Below are 16943 nucleotides of genomic sequence, written 5' to 3'. Positions count from 1 at the left end.
AGCCATGCCCGATGGTCTCACGCGAGCGGGGCCACCGGCTCGGCCTCCGCGTCACCCCGCGGCGAAGGCCGCACGGCGTCCCGCGATCGTGAGCAGCAGCGCAGCGAGCCCGAGGGCGATCATGACCACCGGGAGGATCAGGCCGTCGAAGGTGCCGAGGAGGAGCGCCCCGAGGACACCGCCGGCGAAGATCGCGAGGTTGAACGCGACGGGCAGGAAGGAGTTCGCGACGTCCGAGTGCTCGCGTCCCGATCGGGTGAGCGCCGACTGCAGCTGGGCCGAGGAGCCGCCGAACGCCAGGCCCCACAGGACGGTCGCAATGAGGACGGCGACCATCGACGCGTGGCCGATCAGGAGCAGCGCGCCCGCCGTGACGAACATCGCGACGCTCCCGTGGAGCAGCGCACGCGGAGCCCGGTCGATGAGCGCCGCCGTGAGACCGATGCCCGCGATGGACGCGACACCGTAGACCAGCAGCACGAGATCGGCTCCGAGTCCCGTGCCCGAGGACCGAAGGAACGGCGAGATGTAGGTGTAGACCGTGTTGTGCGCCAGCATCCAGACGACGATCACCGCGAGGACGACCGCGACACCCGGTAGGACGAGCACCCGTCGAAGCGGGAGCCGTGCCGAGCGAGGCTGTCCGGGCGCGTCGGGCACCACCACCGCGATGGACACGAGCACGACGAGCGCGAGCGCCGTGAGTCCTCCGAACGCCCAGCGCCAGTCGAACGCGGTGCCCAGCCAGGCGCCGAGCGGTGTCCCGAGCGCCAGCCCGGCGGGCGCTCCGACGGACACGATCGACAGTGCGAGGCCTCCACGGTCGGGCGGGCTGATGCGACGCCCATAGGCGGCGAGCATGCCCCAGATCACCCCGCAGAACGCACCGGCGACGAACCGCGACACCAGCGCGACGACGACGTCCCCGGCGACCGCGGTCACGGTGTTCGCGAGGATGAGCCCGACGATCGCGCCGAGGAGGAGCGGCTTGCGACGCAGCCCACGGGTGATGGCGAGCGCCGGGATCGTGACGATGACGGTCCCGAGCGCCCACACACTGATGAACTGACCGATCAGGCCCTCGCTCGTCTCGAGATCTCGGGCGATGACCGGGAGGAGCCCTGCCGGCATCGTCTCCGAGGCCACGAGGACGAACCCCATGGCGGCGAGGGCCGCGAGCGCGAACCAGGGCATCCGGGTGGGCGGCCCGGCTGTCGGGAGAGGCGACGCCCCGGCCGGAGCGCCCGGGGTCGAGGTGATCGGTTCCGCGGGGTTCACAGTGTCAGCAGCACCTTGATCGCACGACGCTCGTCCATGGCCCGGTAGCCCTCGGCGGCGTCCTCGAGCGGCAGCGTGAGGTCGAAGACCTTCCCCGGGTCGATCCTCCGCTCCCAGATCATCCGGATGAGCTCGGGGAGGAACCGTCGCACCGGCGCTGGCCCACCGTGGAGGTGCACCTCGGCGAAGAAGAGCTCGTCGAGCGGCAGCGAGACACCCTCGTGGGCGACGCCGACGAAGCCGACGTGGCCGCCACCGCGAGTCGAGCGGATCGCCTGCAGCATGGACTCCTCGGTGCCGACCGCCTCGATGACGCTGTGCGCGCCGAGACCGCCGGTCAGCTCCGTGATCCGTGCGACACCCTCGGCGCCGCGCTCCTCGACGATGTCGGTCGCGCCGAACTCGCGGGCGAGCGCCTGCCGGTCGGCGTGACGGGACATCGCGATGATGCGTTCCGCCCCGAGCTCCCGGGCCGCGAGGACGCCCATGAGTCCGACGGCCCCGTCGCCGACGACCACGACCGTCTTCCCCGGCCCCACCTCGGCGGCGACAGCGGCGAACCAGCCCGTCCCGAGTACGTCGGACGCGGCGAGCAGCGAGGGGATGAGCTCCGCGTCCGGCTGCCCCGGCGTCGCCACGAGCGTGCCGTCGGCGTGGGGGATACGGGCGAGCTGCGCCTGCGTGCCGGCGGCGACCGACACGAACTCGGCGTGCACGCACTTCGACTGGTACCCCGCCTGACAGATCTCACAGGTGTTGTCGGAGGTCACGAAGGAGCCCACGACGAAGTCGCCGACGGCGATCGTCCGAACGTCCTCGCCGACCTGCTCGACGACACCGACGTACTCGTGCCCCATGTTCGTGTGGTCGACGGGCTCGACCCCGCGGTACGGCCACAGGTCGGAACCGCAGATACAGGTCGCCGTGAGCCGGATGACGGCGTCGGTCGGGTCGATGACGGTGGGGTCCGGACGGTCCTCGACCCGGACGTCGCCGGGCGAGTGCATGACGACTGCGCGCATGTGTGCTCCTTCTGTCGGGTGGTGCAGGCGACCAGTCAACGCCCGGGGCGACGCGGGAGGGAGTCCCGCCTGAGAGGTGTACCGAGAGGGCACCTGTCGAGTCGCCTCGACGACGTATCGTCGGAGGCATGGACGATCGAGCAGACGTACGCGAGTTCCTCATGACGCGTCGGGCACGGCTGACCCCGGAACTCGCCGGCCTCACCGCGGGCCCCAACCGTCGGGTGACCGGGCTGCGGCGTTCCGAGGTGGCGGCGCTCGCCGGGGTCAGTGTCGAGTACTACGCGAAGCTGGAGCGCGGAGCCATCGCCGGAGCGTCCTCGACCGTCCTCGACGCCATCGCCCGGGCGCTCCAGCTCGACGAGGCGGAACGCACCCACTTGTTCGACCTCGCCCGCGCGGCCGACGGCGTCCCACTCTCCGGTCGACCGCGTCGCCGGGTGGCCAAGAACCCCCCGACCCGGGCGAGCCTGCACTGGATGCTCGATGCGATCACCGACGGCATCGCCTTCGTCCGCAACACCCACCAGGACCTCCTCGCGACCAACGAGCTCGGGCGCGCGTTCTACTCACCGGTCATCGGCGACGGCGGGCGCACCCCGAACCTCGCGCGGTTCCAGTTCCTCGACCCGGCCTCCCGTGACTTCTACCCCGACTGGGACGTCTTCGCCGAGATGTGCGTGTCGGTCATGCGTGCCGAGGCCGGCCGGGACCCGCACGACAAAGGACTGCACGACCTCGTCGGTGAGCTGTCGACCCGGAGCGACGCCTTCCGCACGCTCTGGGGAGCGCACAACGTGCGCACGCACGGCACGGGCACGAAGCGGTTCAACCACCCGATCGTCGGCGAGATGACCTTCGCCTACGAGGAGCTCGCGATCACGGCCGACCCCGGTCACGTCGTGCTCGTCTACACGGCGGAGCCCGGCTCGCCATCCGCCGAGCGACTGCAGTTGCTCGCGAACTGGGCGGCGTCCCAGCGGCAGGCTGCGCAGCGTGACGGTGCGGCGGTCACGAACGAGCCCGACACCAGCGAGGCCGGACGGGCAGGGGGTCGCTGATGCCGCGCATCCTGGTGACCGGTGCCGCCGTCGGCCTGGGGCTCGGCGCCGCGACCGAGCTGGTCGACCACGGGCACGAGGTGCTCGTCCACGCACGGAGCCTTGCCCGCGCCGACGGTGTCCGACTGCTCGACGAGCCCTCCGCGCACCTCGTCACCGGTGACCTCACCACCCTCGACGGCGTCCATGAGCTCGCGGAGCAGGTCGCCGCAGCCGGTCCCGTGGACGCGATCATCCACAACGCCGGCGTCCTCGACGGAACGGCCGTCCTGCCGGTCAACGTGGTCGCGCCCTACCTGCTCACCGCCCTCGTCCCCGCGCGGCGACTCGTGTTCCTCAGCAGCAGCATGCACCGCGGCGGTACCGCGACGCTCGACGGCCTCGACTGGTCGGGTTCCACGAGGACGGCGAGCTACTCCGACAGCAAACTCCTCGTGACCGTCCTCGCGGCGGCCATCGCGCGAGTGCGTCCCGGGGTGTTCAGCAACGCGGTCGACCCGGGGTGGGTGCCGACACGGATGGGCGGGCCGAACGCGCCCGACGATCTGGAACTCGGGCACCGGACCCAGGTGGCGCTCGCCGAAGGGCGCGGCGCCGACACCTCCGGATACTGGCACCACCAGCGACGCGAGGAGCCGCACCGCGCGGTCCGAGACGAAGCGTTCCAGGACGAGCTGCTGCTTGCGCTCGCCGAGCACACGGGCGTGCCGCTGCTGCCGTGACTCCCACGAGAGCGCAGTACACGCGCTCACGGGGCGAATTCGAGAGCATCGACTGCGCTCTCGCCGGCCGGGCCGGACTCAGGTGTCGATGCGGTGGTCCTGGATCGACTCGTAGGTGACGCGGAGGGACTCGGCCGCGGCGTCGTAACGACGTTGGGCGACACGGATGAAGAGCAGGTCGACGAGCGCGAGCTGGGCGATGCGCGACGACATCGCACCCGAACGGTAACGGCTCTCCCTCGCCTGCGTCGCGAGGACGAGGTCGCACCGGCCGGCGATGGGGGAGTCGGGGAAGTTCGTGATGCACACGGTCGTCGCGCCGGCGGCCCGCGCGAGCTGCATCGCCTGCTCGGTCTCGACCGTGAGCCCGGAGTGCGAGATGCCGATGGCCACCCCGCCGGGCCCGAGGAGGGCGGCCGAGGGCAGTGCGAGGTGGGCGTCGACGAAGGTGTTGGCCGGCATGCCGATCCGGTAGAGCTTCTGATGGAGGTCCTGCGCCGTGAGGTTCGAGGATCCGAAACCGATGACGTCGATCCGTGGGGCGACGAGGAGGGCGTCGACGACCGCGTCCAGGGCGTCGCGGTCGAGCGAGCGGGCGGTGAGCTCGATCGCCTGCACCTCCTGGTACGCGACCTTCGCGACGACCGTCTCGACCGAGTCGTCCGGGTCGATGTCGGCGTCGTCGACCTCGAACCGGTCACGCTCCGCCTGCTCGCGACTCGTCGAGGTCGCGACGGCCACCCGGAACTCACGGTAGCCGGTGTACCCGATGGTCTGGCAGAACCGCGCGACGGTCGCCTGGGAGGTGCCGCACGCCTTCGCGAGTTCGGTGATGGTCAGCTCGACGACGAGCGAGGGGGTGCCGATGATGGTCTCGGCGACGCGCGTCTCGGCGGCGCTCAGACGAGGGATCGCCTGGCGGAGCACGAGCAGCGCGTCAGTGGACATCCGGTGCGGCCCCCGTCGGGTCTTCGACGGCGTGCGCTGCGATGGCCGCGCTGAGGGAGCCGTCGCCACCACGGAGGCGGGCGACGGCTTCGTCTGCGGCGATGCCGGTCACGAGGACGAGGATAGCGGCCTTCACCCAGCCGTCCACGGATGCGAGCGTCTTCGCGGCCGTGGCGGCGTCGACGTCGGTCGCCAACATGACCGTGCGTTCCGCTCGCGCCCGCAGCTTCTCGTTCGTGGTGAGGAGGTCGACCATGAGGTTCCGGTACGTCTTCCCGAGCCGCACCATCGTGATCGTCGACAGCATGTTCAGCACGAGCTTCTGCGCCGTCCCCGCCTTCAGCCGGGTCGATCCCGTGAGGAGCTCCGGACCGACGACCGCCTCGATGCCGATGTCCGCGTCCCGGGCGAGCGGGGAGCCGGCGTTGCACGACAGGCCGATCGTGATCGCACCGATCGAGCGCGCGTACTCGAGGGCGCCCAGGACGTAGGGCGTGCGGCCGGACGCGGAGACCCCCACGACGGCGTCGTCCGCGGTGATCGACAGCGACTCCAGATCCGCCCGACCGAGGTCGTCGCGGTCCTCGGCGTTCTCCACCGCCTGCTGGATGGCGCCCGGACCACCCGCGATGAGTCCGACGATGAGGCCGGGGTCGGTCCCGAACGTGGGTGGTGCCTCACTCGCATCGAGGATGCCCATCCGTCCGGCGGTCCCGGCGCCCAGGTAGACGAGTCGTCCGCCCCGGCGGAGGCGCTCGACGATCGCTTCGACGGCCTCGGCGATCTCGGGTTCCACGGCCGCGATGGCGTCGGGGACGGAACGGTTGTCCTCGTTCATCGCGGAGACGAGTTCCCGGGTGGAGAGGGCGTCGAGGTCGGGGTGTCGTTCGTTCACCTGCTCCGTCGAGAGCGTGGCGAGCTCCGCGCGGATGATGTCGCGTTCACCGGTCCCTGAGCCTGTCGAACGGTGGGCGGCCGAAGCGTCCTCAGGCTGCGTGGACATCGTCGCGCACGACCCTTCCGTCGTAGGAGATCGCGGTGTCGAGTGCGACGAGTCTGGCTCCGTCGAGTGCGTCACCGCGGGGTGCGACGAGGTCGACGCCGACCTCGTGCAGGGCCGTCGCGAGATGTGCGGCGACGTAGGGGTGGGAGGCGATCCCGCCGACGACGCACACGGCACCCGTGCGGGCAGCGGCGGCGCTCACGGCGAGATGGGCGCAGGCGGCGTCGACGATGTCCGCGGCGACCGCGTCGCCCTCCTCGGCTCGGGTGATGACCGTGGGCGCGAAGGTGCCGAGTTGGCGGGCCGGTGCTCCGGTGCTCGAGACCCAGCGGGGGAGCGCGGGGATCGAGCCGATGAGCGCCTCGGCGTCGGCGAGCAAGGTGGTGGCGGGGCCGCGGCCGTCGAAGGCGCGCATGCAGGCCTCGAGGCCCTGCTGCCCGATCCATCGACCGCTGCCCTCGTCTCCGAGCCAAGGACCCCAACCGTCGATCTGCTTCACGGAGCCGTCGGCGTCGACGTCGAACACGACGGAGCCGGTGCCGGCGATGAGCACCGTGCCGGGACCACCGGCGAACGCACCGGCGTGGGCCGCGAGGGCGTCGTTCACGACGGCGATCGTCGCACCGAGCGCCAGGCGCAGTTCGGCGGTGAATGCGGCGACCTCGTGCGGTGCCGCCTCCACCCCGGCGGCGCCGATCCCGACGTGCTCCACCTCGGCGAGGAGGTCTGCGGGAAGGTGCGCGACCGTTTCGAGGACTGCGCGGGCCGACAGCTCCGCGCCCTCGTGGTCGGCGAGGCCCGGTGCCCCGTGGCCGCGCGCCTCCGCGAGGACGGTCAGGCCGTCGCCGGATCCGCTCGTGATGCGGGCGCGGCAGGAGGTCTTCCCGAGATCGATGGCGAGGACGGGTGCTGCGAGGTGGTTCATGATCCGTTCCGGTGGTGCTGGTCGTGCAGGTGGTGCGTCGGCGCCGCGGCGGAGGCCGCGGACAGGAGTTCGGTGACCCGGTCGGCGGACGCCCGGGAGGCTGCGAGCGTGTCGATCACCGGCAGGGGGAGGACGGCGTCCTCGGAGAGCGGCAGTCCAACGCTCACGACGACGGCGTCCGGCCGGACCAGCGCGACACGGTCCACCGCGAGCCGCTGCGGGGTGTCGCCGCCGAGGCGGTCCGCGAGGAGGACGACGCCGTCGTCGGCGGGGATCGTCTCGAGCAGCAGGGCCAGCTCGTCGGAGGCGGGCGCCTCGGCGTGCGGATCCGGTGTCCGGAGGCTCGGGCCGGCAGCGAGCCGGGCGACGGCGAACCGTGCGGCGAGCGATTCGGCGAACGGATCGTGGGCCGAGGCGACGGCGAAGGTCGGTCGGTCGCGGAGGTCGACGAGGGTGATCGCCGACACGTCGATCGCGACCTCGCCCCGGACGCGCACGACCCGGCGGATGGCGTCGGAGAAGGGCCCTTCGACAAGCTCAGGGGCCGTGGACCGCTCGGGGACCGGGGACTCCTCGGGGACCGATTCCCCGGTCCCTGAGTCTGTCGAAGGGCTGACGGACCGTGCGAGCCACGCCACCCGGGCGGCCGCGCGCTCGACGATCGTTCGATCGAGCTCACCGTCGGCCACCGCGGCGCAGACCGCCTCGAACACCTCGAGGTAGTCGTCCTCGTCGGTCGTCGCGCCCTGCTTCGGCCCGAGGTTGGACGGGTTGCCGATGCAGAGCAGATCGACCCCGGCCTGGAGGGCGAGGACCGCCCCGCGTCCGGAGCCGGTGGTGGAACGGATGGCGGCCATGTCGAGTGCATCGGAGATGATGACACCGTCGAAGCCGCTCTCGCGCAGCCGGCGGAGGGGGATCGGGTTGAGTGTCGCCGGGGCGTCGCCGAACGCCGGGACGACGATGTGGGCGGTCATGACACTCGCGACGCCGGCGGCGATCGCCGCGTCGAACGGTGGCAGATGCTCGGCTTCGAGCTCCGCCAGGTCCAGGTCGATGCGGGGCAGATCCAGGTGCGAGTCGCTCGCCGTGTCGCCGTGTCCGGGGTAGTGCTTGACGCACGCGGCGACCCCGCCGGTCTGCAATCCGTCGACCATCGCGGCGACGTGGCGGGAGACGAGGTCGGCGGTGGGTCCGAACGAGCGCACCCCGATGACCGGGTTCGCGGGGTTGGTGTTCACGTCGGCGACGGGCGCGAGTGCGACGTTCGCCCCGGCCGCGTGGAGCCGCTCGGCGAGTGCCGAACCCACCGCGCGCGTCGTCTCGACGTCGTCGAGTGCACCGAGCTGCGCATGCCCGGGCAGGGTGGAACCCGTCTGCGCCTCCAGGCGGGAGACGTTGCCGCCCTCCTCGTCGACGCCGATGAGGACCTCGGGCCGATGGACGCGGAGTTCGGCCGACAGCGCCGCGACCTCCGCCGGGTCCGAGGAGAGGTTCTGCCCGAAGTACACGACGCCCGCGAGGCCGCCGTCCAGTTCGCGCAGCAGCCAGTCCGGGGCGGTCCGGCCGAGGAACCCCGGCCAGAGGACGCCCCGGACGAGCCGCGCGACGTCTGGGTCGATCATCCCTTCACCGCTCCGGACACCAGTCCGCCGGAGAGGCGGCGCTGCACGAGGATGAAGAAGATCATGACCGGGATCGTGATGATGGTCGACGCCGCCATGACCGAACCCCAGTCGTTGGAGTTCAGGCCGAAGAACTGCTTGAGGCCGATGGCCACCGTGTAGTTCTCCGTCGAGCCGCCGAGCAGGGTCATCGCGAAGATGAACTCGTTCCAGGCCGTGATGAAGCTGAACACGCTCGTCGCGACGAGGCCCGGGGCCACGAGCGGGAGCATGATCGAGCGGAACATGCGCCACCAGCTGGCACCGTCGAGGAAGGCCGCCTCTTCGAGCTCCACCGGCACCGCCGCGACGAAGCCGCGGAGCATCCAGATGCCGAACGGCAGCGCGAGCGCGACGTACACGATGATGAGCCCGAGCAGGGTGTTGAGCAGCTGCAGGTCACGGATCTGCACGAACAGCGGGATCACGAGCGCCTCGAGCGGCACCATCTGCACGACGAGGATCATGAGCAGCACCGCGGTGCGGAACTTGAACCGGAAGCGGGCGACCGCGACCGAGGCGAGGAGCGCGACGGCCGCCGAGATGAGCACGGTGGCGGCTGCCACGATCGCGGAGTTGCGGAGGAAGACGCCGAAGCCGCCGTCGGTCAGGACCGACTGGAAGTTCGTGAGCGACAGTTCCTTCGGGAAGAACGACTGTCCGCCGCTCGACGCCTGTGCGTCGAACGCGCTCGACAGCATCCAGTACGCCGGGAACAGCGTGAAGACGAGCAGCAGGGTGACGAGGATCGCCTTGACGGTGTTCGAGCGGATCTTCCGACCGCTCGCCTTCCGGTGCATCGGGACCTGCGGCGTGGCGGACCGGTCGATGCCCGGCTTCTGAGCCGGTCGACGGTCTGCGGTGGGGGCCGGAGCCTGGGTGGTCACAGTTCGTCCTCCTTCATGAGGGCGCGGATGTAGACGATCGTGATGCCGAGCAGGACGAGCGTCAACAGCACCGCGATCGCGGAGCCGAAGCCGTAGCGGTTCTGTCCGAAGGACTCCACGTACGACCACACGCCGAGGTTCAACACCTCGCGGTTCGAGCCGGAACCACCCGGCATGAGGTAGATCTGCGCGAACACCTTGAAGTCCCAGATGGTCGACAGGATGATCACGACCGAGAACACCTGACGCAGCGATGGGAAGGTGATCTGGAAGAAGCGACGGAACGCGCCCGCCCCGTCCATCTCGGCGGCTTCCAGCATCTCCTTGGACACGCCGAGCAGGCCGGCGAGGACGGTGATGGCCACGAAGGGGAAGCCGTGGTGGATCACGTTCAGCAGCGCGATGCCGTAGAACGTGAACTGGTTCGTGAACCAGTTGAAGGGCTCGTCCATGAGCCCGAGCCCCATGAGCGTCTGGTTGACGATGCCGCGGTCGGCGTCGAAGATCCAGACCCAGACGTAGGTGCCGGTGACGGCGGGCATCGCCCAGGCGACCATGATGGCGCTGCCGACGATGGTGCGCCAGAAGGAGCCGAGGTTCGCCATGAGGAGGGCGACGAGGGTGCCCAGGACGACGGTACCGATGACGGCCGCGGCGGCGAAGAGGACGGTGTTCGGGAGGACGACGGTCCAGAGGGTCGGGTCGGCGAAGACCTCGGCGTAGTTCGCGCCGCCGTTGAAGTTGGTGTCGCCGCTGACGATCTCGCGCAGGCCGTAGTCCTGCAGGGAGAACAGGACGACGCGGATGAGCGGCCAGAGGAGGAGCACGGCGAGGATGAGGAGCGCCGGCGTGAGCAGCAGCCAGGGGCGGGTGCGCATCAGGAGGCGCAGCCGCTTGGGGGAAGGGCCCCCGGCCACCCGCGAAGCGGGGGCTTCGCGGGTGACCGTGGGCGGGGTGAGGGTCGACACGATCGGCTACTTGCCGTTCATGATGTCGTCCATCTCCTTGGCGGCGTCGGTCGTCGCCTGGTCGACCGACTTGCTCCCGGAGAGGATGGCCTGGATCATCGCGTTGGTGGTCTTCTTCGCCTGCACCGCACCGAACTTCGGGGTCACGGGGAGGGAAGCGCCGCCGTCGACGAACTGCTCGGCGAAGGGCTTCACCAGCGGGTCGTCGCTCTCGGTCGAGTCGCTGAGGAGCGAGGTCTGGCCGGGGAAGTACCCGGTCTGCTCGGCCCACTCGGAGGCGAACTTGCCGGTGGTCATCATCTCGATGAACTGGAACGCGAGGTCCTTGTTCTTCGAGGTGTTGAACATGCTGAGGTGCGAACCGCCGAGCACGGAGGGCGACATGCCGCCGTCTTCACCCGGGATCGGGATGGCGGCGAACTTGCCCTCGAGCTCCGGGTTCTTCTGGACGATCGTCGCCGGGGTCCAGGAGCCCATGATCGCCATGGCGACCTTGTCCTGCACGAAGTTGTCGAGGACGTCGGTCTCCTTCCAGGTGGTGGCACCCGAGGAGGAGAGGTCGTACTTGGTGGCCAGGTCGGTCCAGAACTGGATGCCCTTGCGCGAGTCGTCGCTCGCGAGACCCGACTTCCAGGTGTCGCCGTCGAGCTCGGAGACCTCGCCGCCGGCGCCCCAGACCCAGGGGTACGCCGTGAACTCGGCGTCACCGGGGACGGGGAACGGGATCATGTCGGGCTTGGCGGCCTTGATCGCGGTGCCGGCGTCGATGATCTCCTGCCAGGTGGTCGGCGCCTTGAGGCCGAGCTCCTCGAAGACGTCGGTGCGGTAGACGATCGAGCGGACGCCGGCGTACCACGGCATGCCGTAGAGCTCGCCGTCGTAGGTGCCGGAGTCGGCGAGGCCCTTGACGAGGTCGTCCTTCAGGCCGGCCTTGTCGACGTAGTCGCCGATGGGGGCGAGGGCGCCGGCATCGGCGAACTCGGCCGTCCAGGTGGTGCCCGTCTCGGCGACGTCGGGGGTGGTGTTCCCGGCGATCGACGTCACGAAGCGGTCGTGGGCGTCGGCCCACTGCACGTACTCGACCTTGAGGGTGGCGCCGGTCTCCTTCTTGAAGGCCGAGCCGACCTCCTTGAAGAAGGCCTCGGAGTCGGGGTTGGTGCCCTGCATGATCCAGACGGTGAGCGTCTGGCCGTCTGCCGAGACGTCGCCTGAGCCGGAACCGCCACCGGCACAGGCGGTGAGGCCGAGTGCCGCGGTGGCGAGGACGGCCAGCGGAAGGGTGCGCTTGCGCATGGTGCTGCTCCTCGATTCTGGGATCGGGAGTCCGGGCCGTCGTTGGCCCGGGATCCGTGATGACCGGGAAACCGCGGTCGATCCCTGCTGTTTTCAGTGGGTGTGGAAACAGTATTCAATAAGTACAGGAAGCTTGCAAATATTTTCCAGCACTGCAACACGGTCGTTACCTGCGTGACGGACGTGTTTCGCGAAGCTGCGAGAACCGTGTGTGTGGATGGCGGTCGGCCACCGCCGTCGTCAAGCCGTGCGGAGGATGATCACGCGCATCGTCGCGGCGGCCCGCTCGCCGTCCTGCGCCTCGATCGCCGACGCGAGGTCCGTGTGCAACGCCGCGTCGTGGTGGTCGATGCCGTCACCGGGCAGCTGGACCACACGATCCCGGAGGGCCTCGTCGACGGCGTCGCCGACCCGGTCGAGGATCGGGTTCCCCGCCGCCCGTCGGATGAGGCGATGCAGCAGGAGGTCGGCCTCGAGGAACGCGATCGGATCCTGGCGAGCCGCCGCCGCGCGGAGTGCCTCGCTCGTCTCGCGGAGCTCACGGGCGTCGCCGTCGCCGCGTCGCTCGGCCGCGAGCCGTGCCGACTCCGGCTCGGTCGCCGTACGGAGCTCGCGGATCGCGAGGAGGGTGGACTCCCGTCGCCCGCTCGCCAGTGCCCAGCGGAGCACCCGGGGCTGCAACCAGTCCCAGCTCGACGACGGCTGCACGGTGTGACCGACGTGGGCCTTGCTGGCGAGGAGTCCCATGCCGGCGAGCACACGGGTCGCCTCCCGGACCACCGACCGTGAGTGCCCGGCGCGGTCGACCAGCTCGTCCACCGTGCACACCGTGCCGGCGGGCAGTCCGCCGTCGACGATGTCGGTGCCGATCCGGTCGAGCGTGCGTTCGAAGGCCGATGTCCCCGGTGCGCGACTCACGCCCGTGCTGACGGACGGGTGGGGGAGATCACGAGTTCGTCGATCCGCACGTGCGGCGGGCCGTCGAGGATGAACCGCACGGCGCGGCCGATGTCCCCGGGCGTCAGCATCGTCTCGCGCGCCGACGCGTCCGGCACCTGCGGCCGCATGGAGAGGAACGGGGTGTCGACGTCGCCCGGGCAGAGGTGGGTGGCGCCGACGCCGTGGAGTCCCTCCTCCTCGTTGAGGGTCGCGCAGAGCGAGGCGAGCGCGGTCTTGCTCGCACTGTAGGCGACGCCACCCTTGGTCGAGAAGCGCCAGCCGGCGAAGGAGGAGATGACGACGATCCGTCCCTGCGCGTCGCGGATGGTGGGCAGCGCGAGGTCGATCGTGCGGGCGACCGAGGTGAGGTTGGTGTCGACGATCGCGGCGAACTCCGTCATCGTCTGGTCGTCCCACCGGCGCCGAGGTGCGTTCAGGCCCGCCGCGGTGACGAGGTCGTCGACCGGGCCGAGCTCGGCGACGATGCGTTCATGGGCTCGGGCGAGCGAAGCGGGGTCCGTCGCGTCGGCCTCCGCGTCGACGGCCACACCGCCGGCGGAGGTGACGGCTTCCACCGTCTCGAGGAGCGCCTCGCGCCGCCGCCCCGTCACGGCGACGCGCCATCCCGCCTCCGCGGCCGACACCGCCACGGCCTGTCCCATACCGCTGCCGCCACCCGTCACCCAGAGCACTCGATCCGTCATGGCGCCAGTGTAGCGAACCGACCGGCCATAAGTATGTTTTACTCGCCTGGTGCGTACGCGGCCGTCGGCACCGGGTCGACGCGTCGAGGGTTGCGCTCGGACGACGGGAGACACCGATGCTGCTGGACCTGACGGACCGACGGGTGATCGTGACCGGAGGTGCTCGGGGGATCGGGCTCGCCCTCGTGGAGTCCTTCCTCGCCGAGGGGTCCCGCGTCGCGGTGCTCGACCTCGACGTCTCCGCCCTCGACGCGCTCGTGGCAACCCACCACGGTGGCCTCGTCGCCATCACGTGTGACGTGCGATCCGAGGACTCCGTGTCGCGCGCGGTCGCGGCGGCTGCCGCCGAGCTCGGAGGGATCGACGTCCTCGTGAACAACGCCGGGATCAACGTGCAGTCGTTGCTCGAGGAGACGAGCGACGCCGCGTGGACCAGGTGCTTCGACGTCAACGTCGGCGGCGTGTTCCGGGTGTCGAAGGCGGTCATCCCGTATCTGAAGGGACAGCGTTCCGGGCGCATCATCAACGCCGCGAGCTTCGCCGCGGTCATCCCGAGCGTCGGCAGCGCGGCCTACGCGGCGTCGAAGTCCGCGGTGGTGCAGCTCACCAGGGTCCTCGCGAGCGAGCTGGGACCGTGGGACATCACGGTGAACGCCTACGCCCCCGGCATGGTGCCGACGGCGATGAACGGTTTCGCCGACCTCCCGACGGCGCAGCAGGACGAACTCCTCGACACACTCTCGGTGCGCCGTTGGGAGGAACCGGAGGACGTCGCGAACGTCGTCCGGTTCCTCGCGAGCGACCAGGCGGGCTACGTCACCGGTGCGCTGATCGACGTCAGTGGCGGCAAGTTCGCGACCCAGTTCCCAGCCCGCGCTCGCGTCTGATCAGGCTCTGGACCTGACGGGATCCGGGCGGTGGACCGGCCGGATTCACGGGTGGTGAAGCGACGGATGTCGGACCGACGCGCCCGGGAACGACGTTCCCAGGCCCGGATTCGCAGCCAGCGCGGAGGCCGCTTACGATACCGTGGACGGCACATCCGGAGGCCCGCTGCGCGGGTCGGCGGAGGGCCGTCGAGTGGGCTGACCGGGGCAGGTCCACAGCCGCAGGATCGTCGGGATCACCATCTGGAGCAGAGGAGTTCGGTCAGCCGTGGCTTCACGAGTGCACGAGTCGGAACGTCGCCGTTCGCGCGATGCGCGTCGAGGGCGCCACCGTGCCTCAGCCCAGATCGAACCCTTCACCCGCGGGTTCAGCGCCCTCGGTGAGCTGGCCGCGTCGGGCGCGCAGGTCAGCCTCCGGATCAACGACATCACCACCGGCGAGATGCTCATGTCGGCCGACGACCACGTCGTCGTGCCCACCGCCTCGATCGGCAAGGTCCTCCTCCTCATCGAGGTCGCGGCCCGCCTCGGCGACGCCGACTTCAGCGGCCTCACCATCCTCGACCGCGAGCCGCTCGACGCCGTCGCCGACTCCGGGATCTGGCAGCACCTCCAAGCGCCGTCCCTCCCGGTCGCCGACCTCGCGGCCCTCGTCGGCGCGACGAGCGACAACCTCGCCACGAACGTCCTGCTCCGCCACATCGGTCTCGACGCCGTCCGCCACCGTGCCGAGGAGATCGGGCTGAAGCGCACGGCTCTCCTCGACATCGTCCGCGACCACCGCGGCCCCGACAACGCACCGCAGCTCTCCGTCGGTTCCGCCCGCGAACTCGCCTGGCTGTTCCAGGCACTCGCGACCGGCGAGATCGTCGACGCCACCACGAGCCGCCGGGTCCTGGCCTGGTTGTCGCTCAACACGGACCTCTCGCTCGTCGCCTCGGGCTTCGGGCTCGATCCGCTGGCCCACCGTGAGCCCGACCACGGCATCCAACTCTTCAACAAGACCGGATCCGGGGTCGGTGTGCGAGCCGAGGCGGGCATCCTCCGAGGCCCGAACGGCGCCGTGAGCTACGCCGTGTGCACGAGCTACGACGACACGGAGCTCGGCACGCGCCTCGGGGTGGTCGACGCCGTCCGGATCCTCGGCCAGGACCTCCTCGAGTACGTGCACTGAGCCGGTCTCGCTCCTCCGGTCCCTGAGCGTGTCCAAGGGCTCACCTCCTCCGGTCCCTGAGCGTGTCGAAGGGCAGGATGCGGCTGTCGAACGCCCACTCAGTCGATGAGCCCCGCCGCCGCGAGGCGTTCGAGCACCTCACGCCCCGCGGGCGGGCAGCGGTCGAGTGACTCCGTGCCCACCCAGTGGACCGCGCTCACCTCGGCGGAGGGCATCGGTGTCTCGTCCGTCTCTGCCGCGAAGACGTGCATCCGCACCAACCGGCCGTCGGGCTCGCCGTGCGCCTGCGTGACCACCGTGAACAACGGCGAGACCCGCGCCGGATCGATCTCGACCGCGACCTCCTCGCGTGCCTCCCGGACGGCGGCCTCGGCCGGCGTCTCGCCCGCGTCGATCTTCCCGCCGGGCATGTACAGGACGTCGCGACCGCGAGCCGTCACCATGAGGACCCGCCGTCCGCGGACGATCGCGACCGCGGACACGAGGATGTCGGGGAGCGGGCTGCCCGAGCCCGCGGGTGCACGGCTCACCGGTCGGCCGGGCTCTCGGGGTCGAGCGCGGGCCGCACCCGATCGGCGAACCCGTCGACGGCGAGTTCCACGGCGTCCTTGAGCTCGTCCGTGCTGAGGATCACGAAGTGACCCGGAACCGGGAGGAGCACGTTCGTCGCTCCGGGCAGCACGCTGCTGGACGGCACGTGCGGGTCGAAGGTGCTGTAGATCGAGACGATGTCGGTGTTGACGTCGTGCGGGGCGCCGAGCGCGACGATGGTCTCGTCCGTCGGGAGGAACGCACGGAGGCTCGGGTCCACCACGTACTTCGCGAGCACCGATCCGGAGAACGGCGAGCAGATCGCGACGACCCCGAGCAGGCCCAGCCGCTCGCGTTCGGTGAGGAGCAGCTCCTTCCCGACGAGCCCTCCCTTGCTGTGCGCGACGATGACGCACCCGGCGGCGGGCTTCGGCAACCGCCCGAGCGCGCGAGCGAAGCGGGCCGCCGTGTCGCGGATGGGTTTGCGGTTGTAGCCGAGGCCGCGCGCGATGCGGATCCGGTAGCCGTCGGCGTTCAGGCGGTCGGCCACCGGCTTCAGGAACGCCCAGGTCTCGTACACGCCGGGGATGAGGACGACGACCGGTCGACTCGCGTCGCCACGGGCGTACTCCTTCGGGATGCGCCCGCTGAAGAAGGCCCGCGTGTGCCAGACGACCGAGTGGACCCAGTCGGCGGCGACGATCCCGGCGATGGCCAGCGCGCCAGGTCGCTCGGCGACCGGCGGGGCGTCGGCGAGCGAGACGTCCTCGGCTTCCGCCACCGATTCCTCGTCCATCCGCACCCCCTCGTCCATCTTGCCACCGCCTCCGGTGCGCGCCGCACGAGCCCAGTGAACATCAGGGATCGCGGGTTACCCTGTGTTGACAAGGCGACGGCACGCTGCAAGCATGAGTCCGTTCGTCGAACCCCTATGCGC

Annotated in this window: 17 protein-coding genes; 4 read left to right on the top strand and 13 right to left on the bottom strand. The window is 70.6% G+C overall.

Features of this window, described 5'->3' with window-relative positions; genetic code table 11:
* Positions 1-51: 51 nt before the first annotated feature.
* Positions 52-1278, bottom strand: a complete 1227-nt coding sequence (locus BIU99_RS07170) for an MFS transporter (RefSeq protein ID WP_254773592.1) — start codon at positions 1276-1278, stop codon at positions 52-54.
* Positions 1275-2300, bottom strand: a complete 1026-nt coding sequence (locus BIU99_RS07165; RefSeq protein WP_071260475.1) for a zinc-dependent alcohol dehydrogenase family protein — start codon at positions 2298-2300, stop codon at positions 1275-1277. Before BIU99_RS07165 ends, BIU99_RS07170 begins: the two co-directional genes overlap by 4 nt.
* A 128-nt stretch (positions 2301-2428) precedes the next feature.
* Here BIU99_RS07165 and BIU99_RS07160 point away from each other — a divergent pair, with 128 nt between their 5' ends.
* Positions 2429-3361 carry a helix-turn-helix transcriptional regulator gene (locus BIU99_RS07160; RefSeq protein ID WP_071260473.1) on the top strand — a complete coding sequence of 311 codons (933 nt, stop codon included), beginning with the start codon at positions 2429-2431 and terminating at the stop codon, positions 3359-3361.
* The gene (locus BIU99_RS07155) at positions 3361-4083 is read left to right on the top strand and encodes an SDR family NAD(P)-dependent oxidoreductase (protein WP_071260471.1); all 723 of its coding nucleotides are present in this window, start codon (positions 3361-3363) and stop codon (positions 4081-4083) included. Before BIU99_RS07160 ends, BIU99_RS07155 begins: the two co-directional genes overlap by 1 nt.
* A gap of 78 nt (positions 4084-4161) precedes the next feature.
* On the opposite strand, the gene BIU99_RS07150 is transcribed toward BIU99_RS07155, so the two are convergent.
* From BIU99_RS07150 to BIU99_RS07110, 9 genes are all read right to left on the bottom strand, one after another.
* Positions 4162-5031 carry a MurR/RpiR family transcriptional regulator gene (locus tag BIU99_RS07150; RefSeq protein WP_071260469.1) on the bottom strand — a complete coding sequence of 290 codons (870 nt, stop codon included), beginning with the start codon at positions 5029-5031 and terminating at the stop codon, positions 4162-4164.
* Positions 5021-6034 (bottom strand): N-acetylmuramic acid 6-phosphate etherase, encoded by a 1014-nt coding sequence (murQ, locus tag BIU99_RS07145; RefSeq protein WP_083397235.1) that lies wholly within the window; start codon positions 6032-6034, stop codon positions 5021-5023. Before murQ ends, BIU99_RS07150 begins: the two co-directional genes overlap by 11 nt.
* Positions 6018-6959, bottom strand: a complete 942-nt coding sequence (locus BIU99_RS07140) for an N-acetylglucosamine kinase (RefSeq protein ID WP_071260468.1) — start codon at positions 6957-6959, stop codon at positions 6018-6020. The genes murQ and BIU99_RS07140 overlap by 17 nt, the downstream gene beginning before the upstream one ends.
* The gene (locus BIU99_RS07135) at positions 6956-8584 is read right to left on the bottom strand and encodes a glycoside hydrolase family 3 protein (RefSeq protein WP_071260466.1); all 1629 of its coding nucleotides are present in this window, start codon (positions 8582-8584) and stop codon (positions 6956-6958) included. The genes BIU99_RS07140 and BIU99_RS07135 overlap by 4 nt, the downstream gene beginning before the upstream one ends.
* A complete protein-coding gene (locus BIU99_RS07130) occupies positions 8581-9423 on the bottom strand; it encodes a carbohydrate ABC transporter permease (RefSeq protein ID WP_064294955.1) in 843 nt (280 codons plus the stop codon). The genes BIU99_RS07135 and BIU99_RS07130 overlap by 4 nt, the downstream gene beginning before the upstream one ends.
* Before the next feature lie 83 nt (positions 9424-9506).
* Positions 9507-10478 (bottom strand): carbohydrate ABC transporter permease, encoded by a 972-nt coding sequence (locus BIU99_RS07125; RefSeq protein WP_369808448.1) that lies wholly within the window; start codon positions 10476-10478, stop codon positions 9507-9509.
* A 6-nt stretch (positions 10479-10484) separates the two neighbouring features.
* Complete coding sequence (locus tag BIU99_RS07120; RefSeq protein ID WP_064294926.1) at positions 10485-11771, bottom strand: sugar ABC transporter substrate-binding protein; 1287 nt, start codon at positions 11769-11771, stop codon at positions 10485-10487.
* A gap of 240 nt (positions 11772-12011) precedes the next feature.
* Positions 12012-12689, bottom strand: a complete 678-nt coding sequence (locus BIU99_RS07115; protein WP_064294925.1) for a FadR/GntR family transcriptional regulator — start codon at positions 12687-12689, stop codon at positions 12012-12014.
* Positions 12686-13414: an SDR family oxidoreductase gene (locus BIU99_RS07110; protein WP_064294924.1), complete on the bottom strand. Its 729-nt coding sequence runs from the start codon at positions 13412-13414 to the stop codon at positions 12686-12688. Before BIU99_RS07110 ends, BIU99_RS07115 begins: the two co-directional genes overlap by 4 nt.
* Positions 13415-13530: 116 nt before the next feature.
* Between BIU99_RS07110 and BIU99_RS07105 the strand changes: the two genes are divergently transcribed.
* Both BIU99_RS07105 and BIU99_RS07100 read left to right on the top strand, forming a co-directional pair.
* Positions 13531-14301, top strand: coding sequence for an SDR family NAD(P)-dependent oxidoreductase (locus BIU99_RS07105; RefSeq protein ID WP_071260465.1), 771 nt, complete (start codon positions 13531-13533; stop codon positions 14299-14301).
* Positions 14302-14569: 268 nt separating this feature from the next.
* A complete protein-coding gene (locus tag BIU99_RS07100; RefSeq protein ID WP_064294922.1) occupies positions 14570-15475 on the top strand; it encodes a serine hydrolase in 906 nt (301 codons plus the stop codon).
* A 98-nt stretch (positions 15476-15573) separates the two neighbouring features.
* Here the strand turns inward: BIU99_RS07100 and BIU99_RS07095 are convergent, their stop codons facing one another.
* A complete protein-coding gene (locus tag BIU99_RS07095; RefSeq protein ID WP_071260463.1) occupies positions 15574-16005 on the bottom strand; it encodes an NUDIX domain-containing protein in 432 nt (143 codons plus the stop codon).
* Complete coding sequence (locus BIU99_RS07090; protein WP_139205363.1) at positions 16002-16802, bottom strand: triacylglycerol lipase; 801 nt, start codon at positions 16800-16802, stop codon at positions 16002-16004. Before BIU99_RS07090 ends, BIU99_RS07095 begins: the two co-directional genes overlap by 4 nt.
* Between the last annotated feature and the right edge of the window lie 141 nt (positions 16803-16943).

The organism is Plantibacter sp. MMLR14_011 (assembly GCF_001865025.1).
Lineage (GTDB): Bacteria > Actinomycetota > Actinomycetes > Actinomycetales > Microbacteriaceae > Plantibacter > Plantibacter flavus_A.
This window is presented reverse-complemented; position numbering and strand designations above follow the sequence as displayed.

Coding starts and splice junctions, on each gene's coding strand:
- BIU99_RS07105 (WP_071260465.1), top strand. CDS start 13,531: ATGCTGCTGGACCTGACGGACCGACGGGTGATCGTGACCGGAGGTGCT.
- BIU99_RS07165 (WP_071260475.1), bottom strand. CDS start 2,300: ATGCGCGCAGTCGTCATGCACTCGCCCGGCGACGTCCGGGTCGAGGAC.
- BIU99_RS07090 (WP_139205363.1), bottom strand. CDS start 16,802: ATGGACGAGGAATCGGTGGCGGAAGCCGAGGACGTCTCGCTCGCCGAC.
- murQ (WP_083397235.1), bottom strand. CDS start 6,034: ATGTCCACGCAGCCTGAGGACGCTTCGGCCGCCCACCGTTCGACAGGC.
- BIU99_RS07120 (WP_064294926.1), bottom strand. CDS start 11,771: ATGCGCAAGCGCACCCTTCCGCTGGCCGTCCTCGCCACCGCGGCACTC.
- BIU99_RS07140 (WP_071260468.1), bottom strand. CDS start 6,959: ATGAACCACCTCGCAGCACCCGTCCTCGCCATCGATCTCGGGAAGACC.
- BIU99_RS07150 (WP_071260469.1), bottom strand. CDS start 5,031: ATGTCCACTGACGCGCTGCTCGTGCTCCGCCAGGCGATCCCTCGTCTG.
- BIU99_RS07130 (WP_064294955.1), bottom strand. CDS start 9,423: ATGCACCGGAAGGCGAGCGGTCGGAAGATCCGCTCGAACACCGTCAAG.
- BIU99_RS07160 (WP_071260473.1), top strand. CDS start 2,429: ATGGACGATCGAGCAGACGTACGCGAGTTCCTCATGACGCGTCGGGCA.
- BIU99_RS07155 (WP_071260471.1), top strand. CDS start 3,361: ATGCCGCGCATCCTGGTGACCGGTGCCGCCGTCGGCCTGGGGCTCGGC.
- BIU99_RS07135 (WP_071260466.1), bottom strand. CDS start 8,584: ATGATCGACCCAGACGTCGCGCGGCTCGTCCGGGGCGTCCTCTGGCCG.
- BIU99_RS07110 (WP_064294924.1), bottom strand. CDS start 13,414: ATGACGGATCGAGTGCTCTGGGTGACGGGTGGCGGCAGCGGTATGGGA.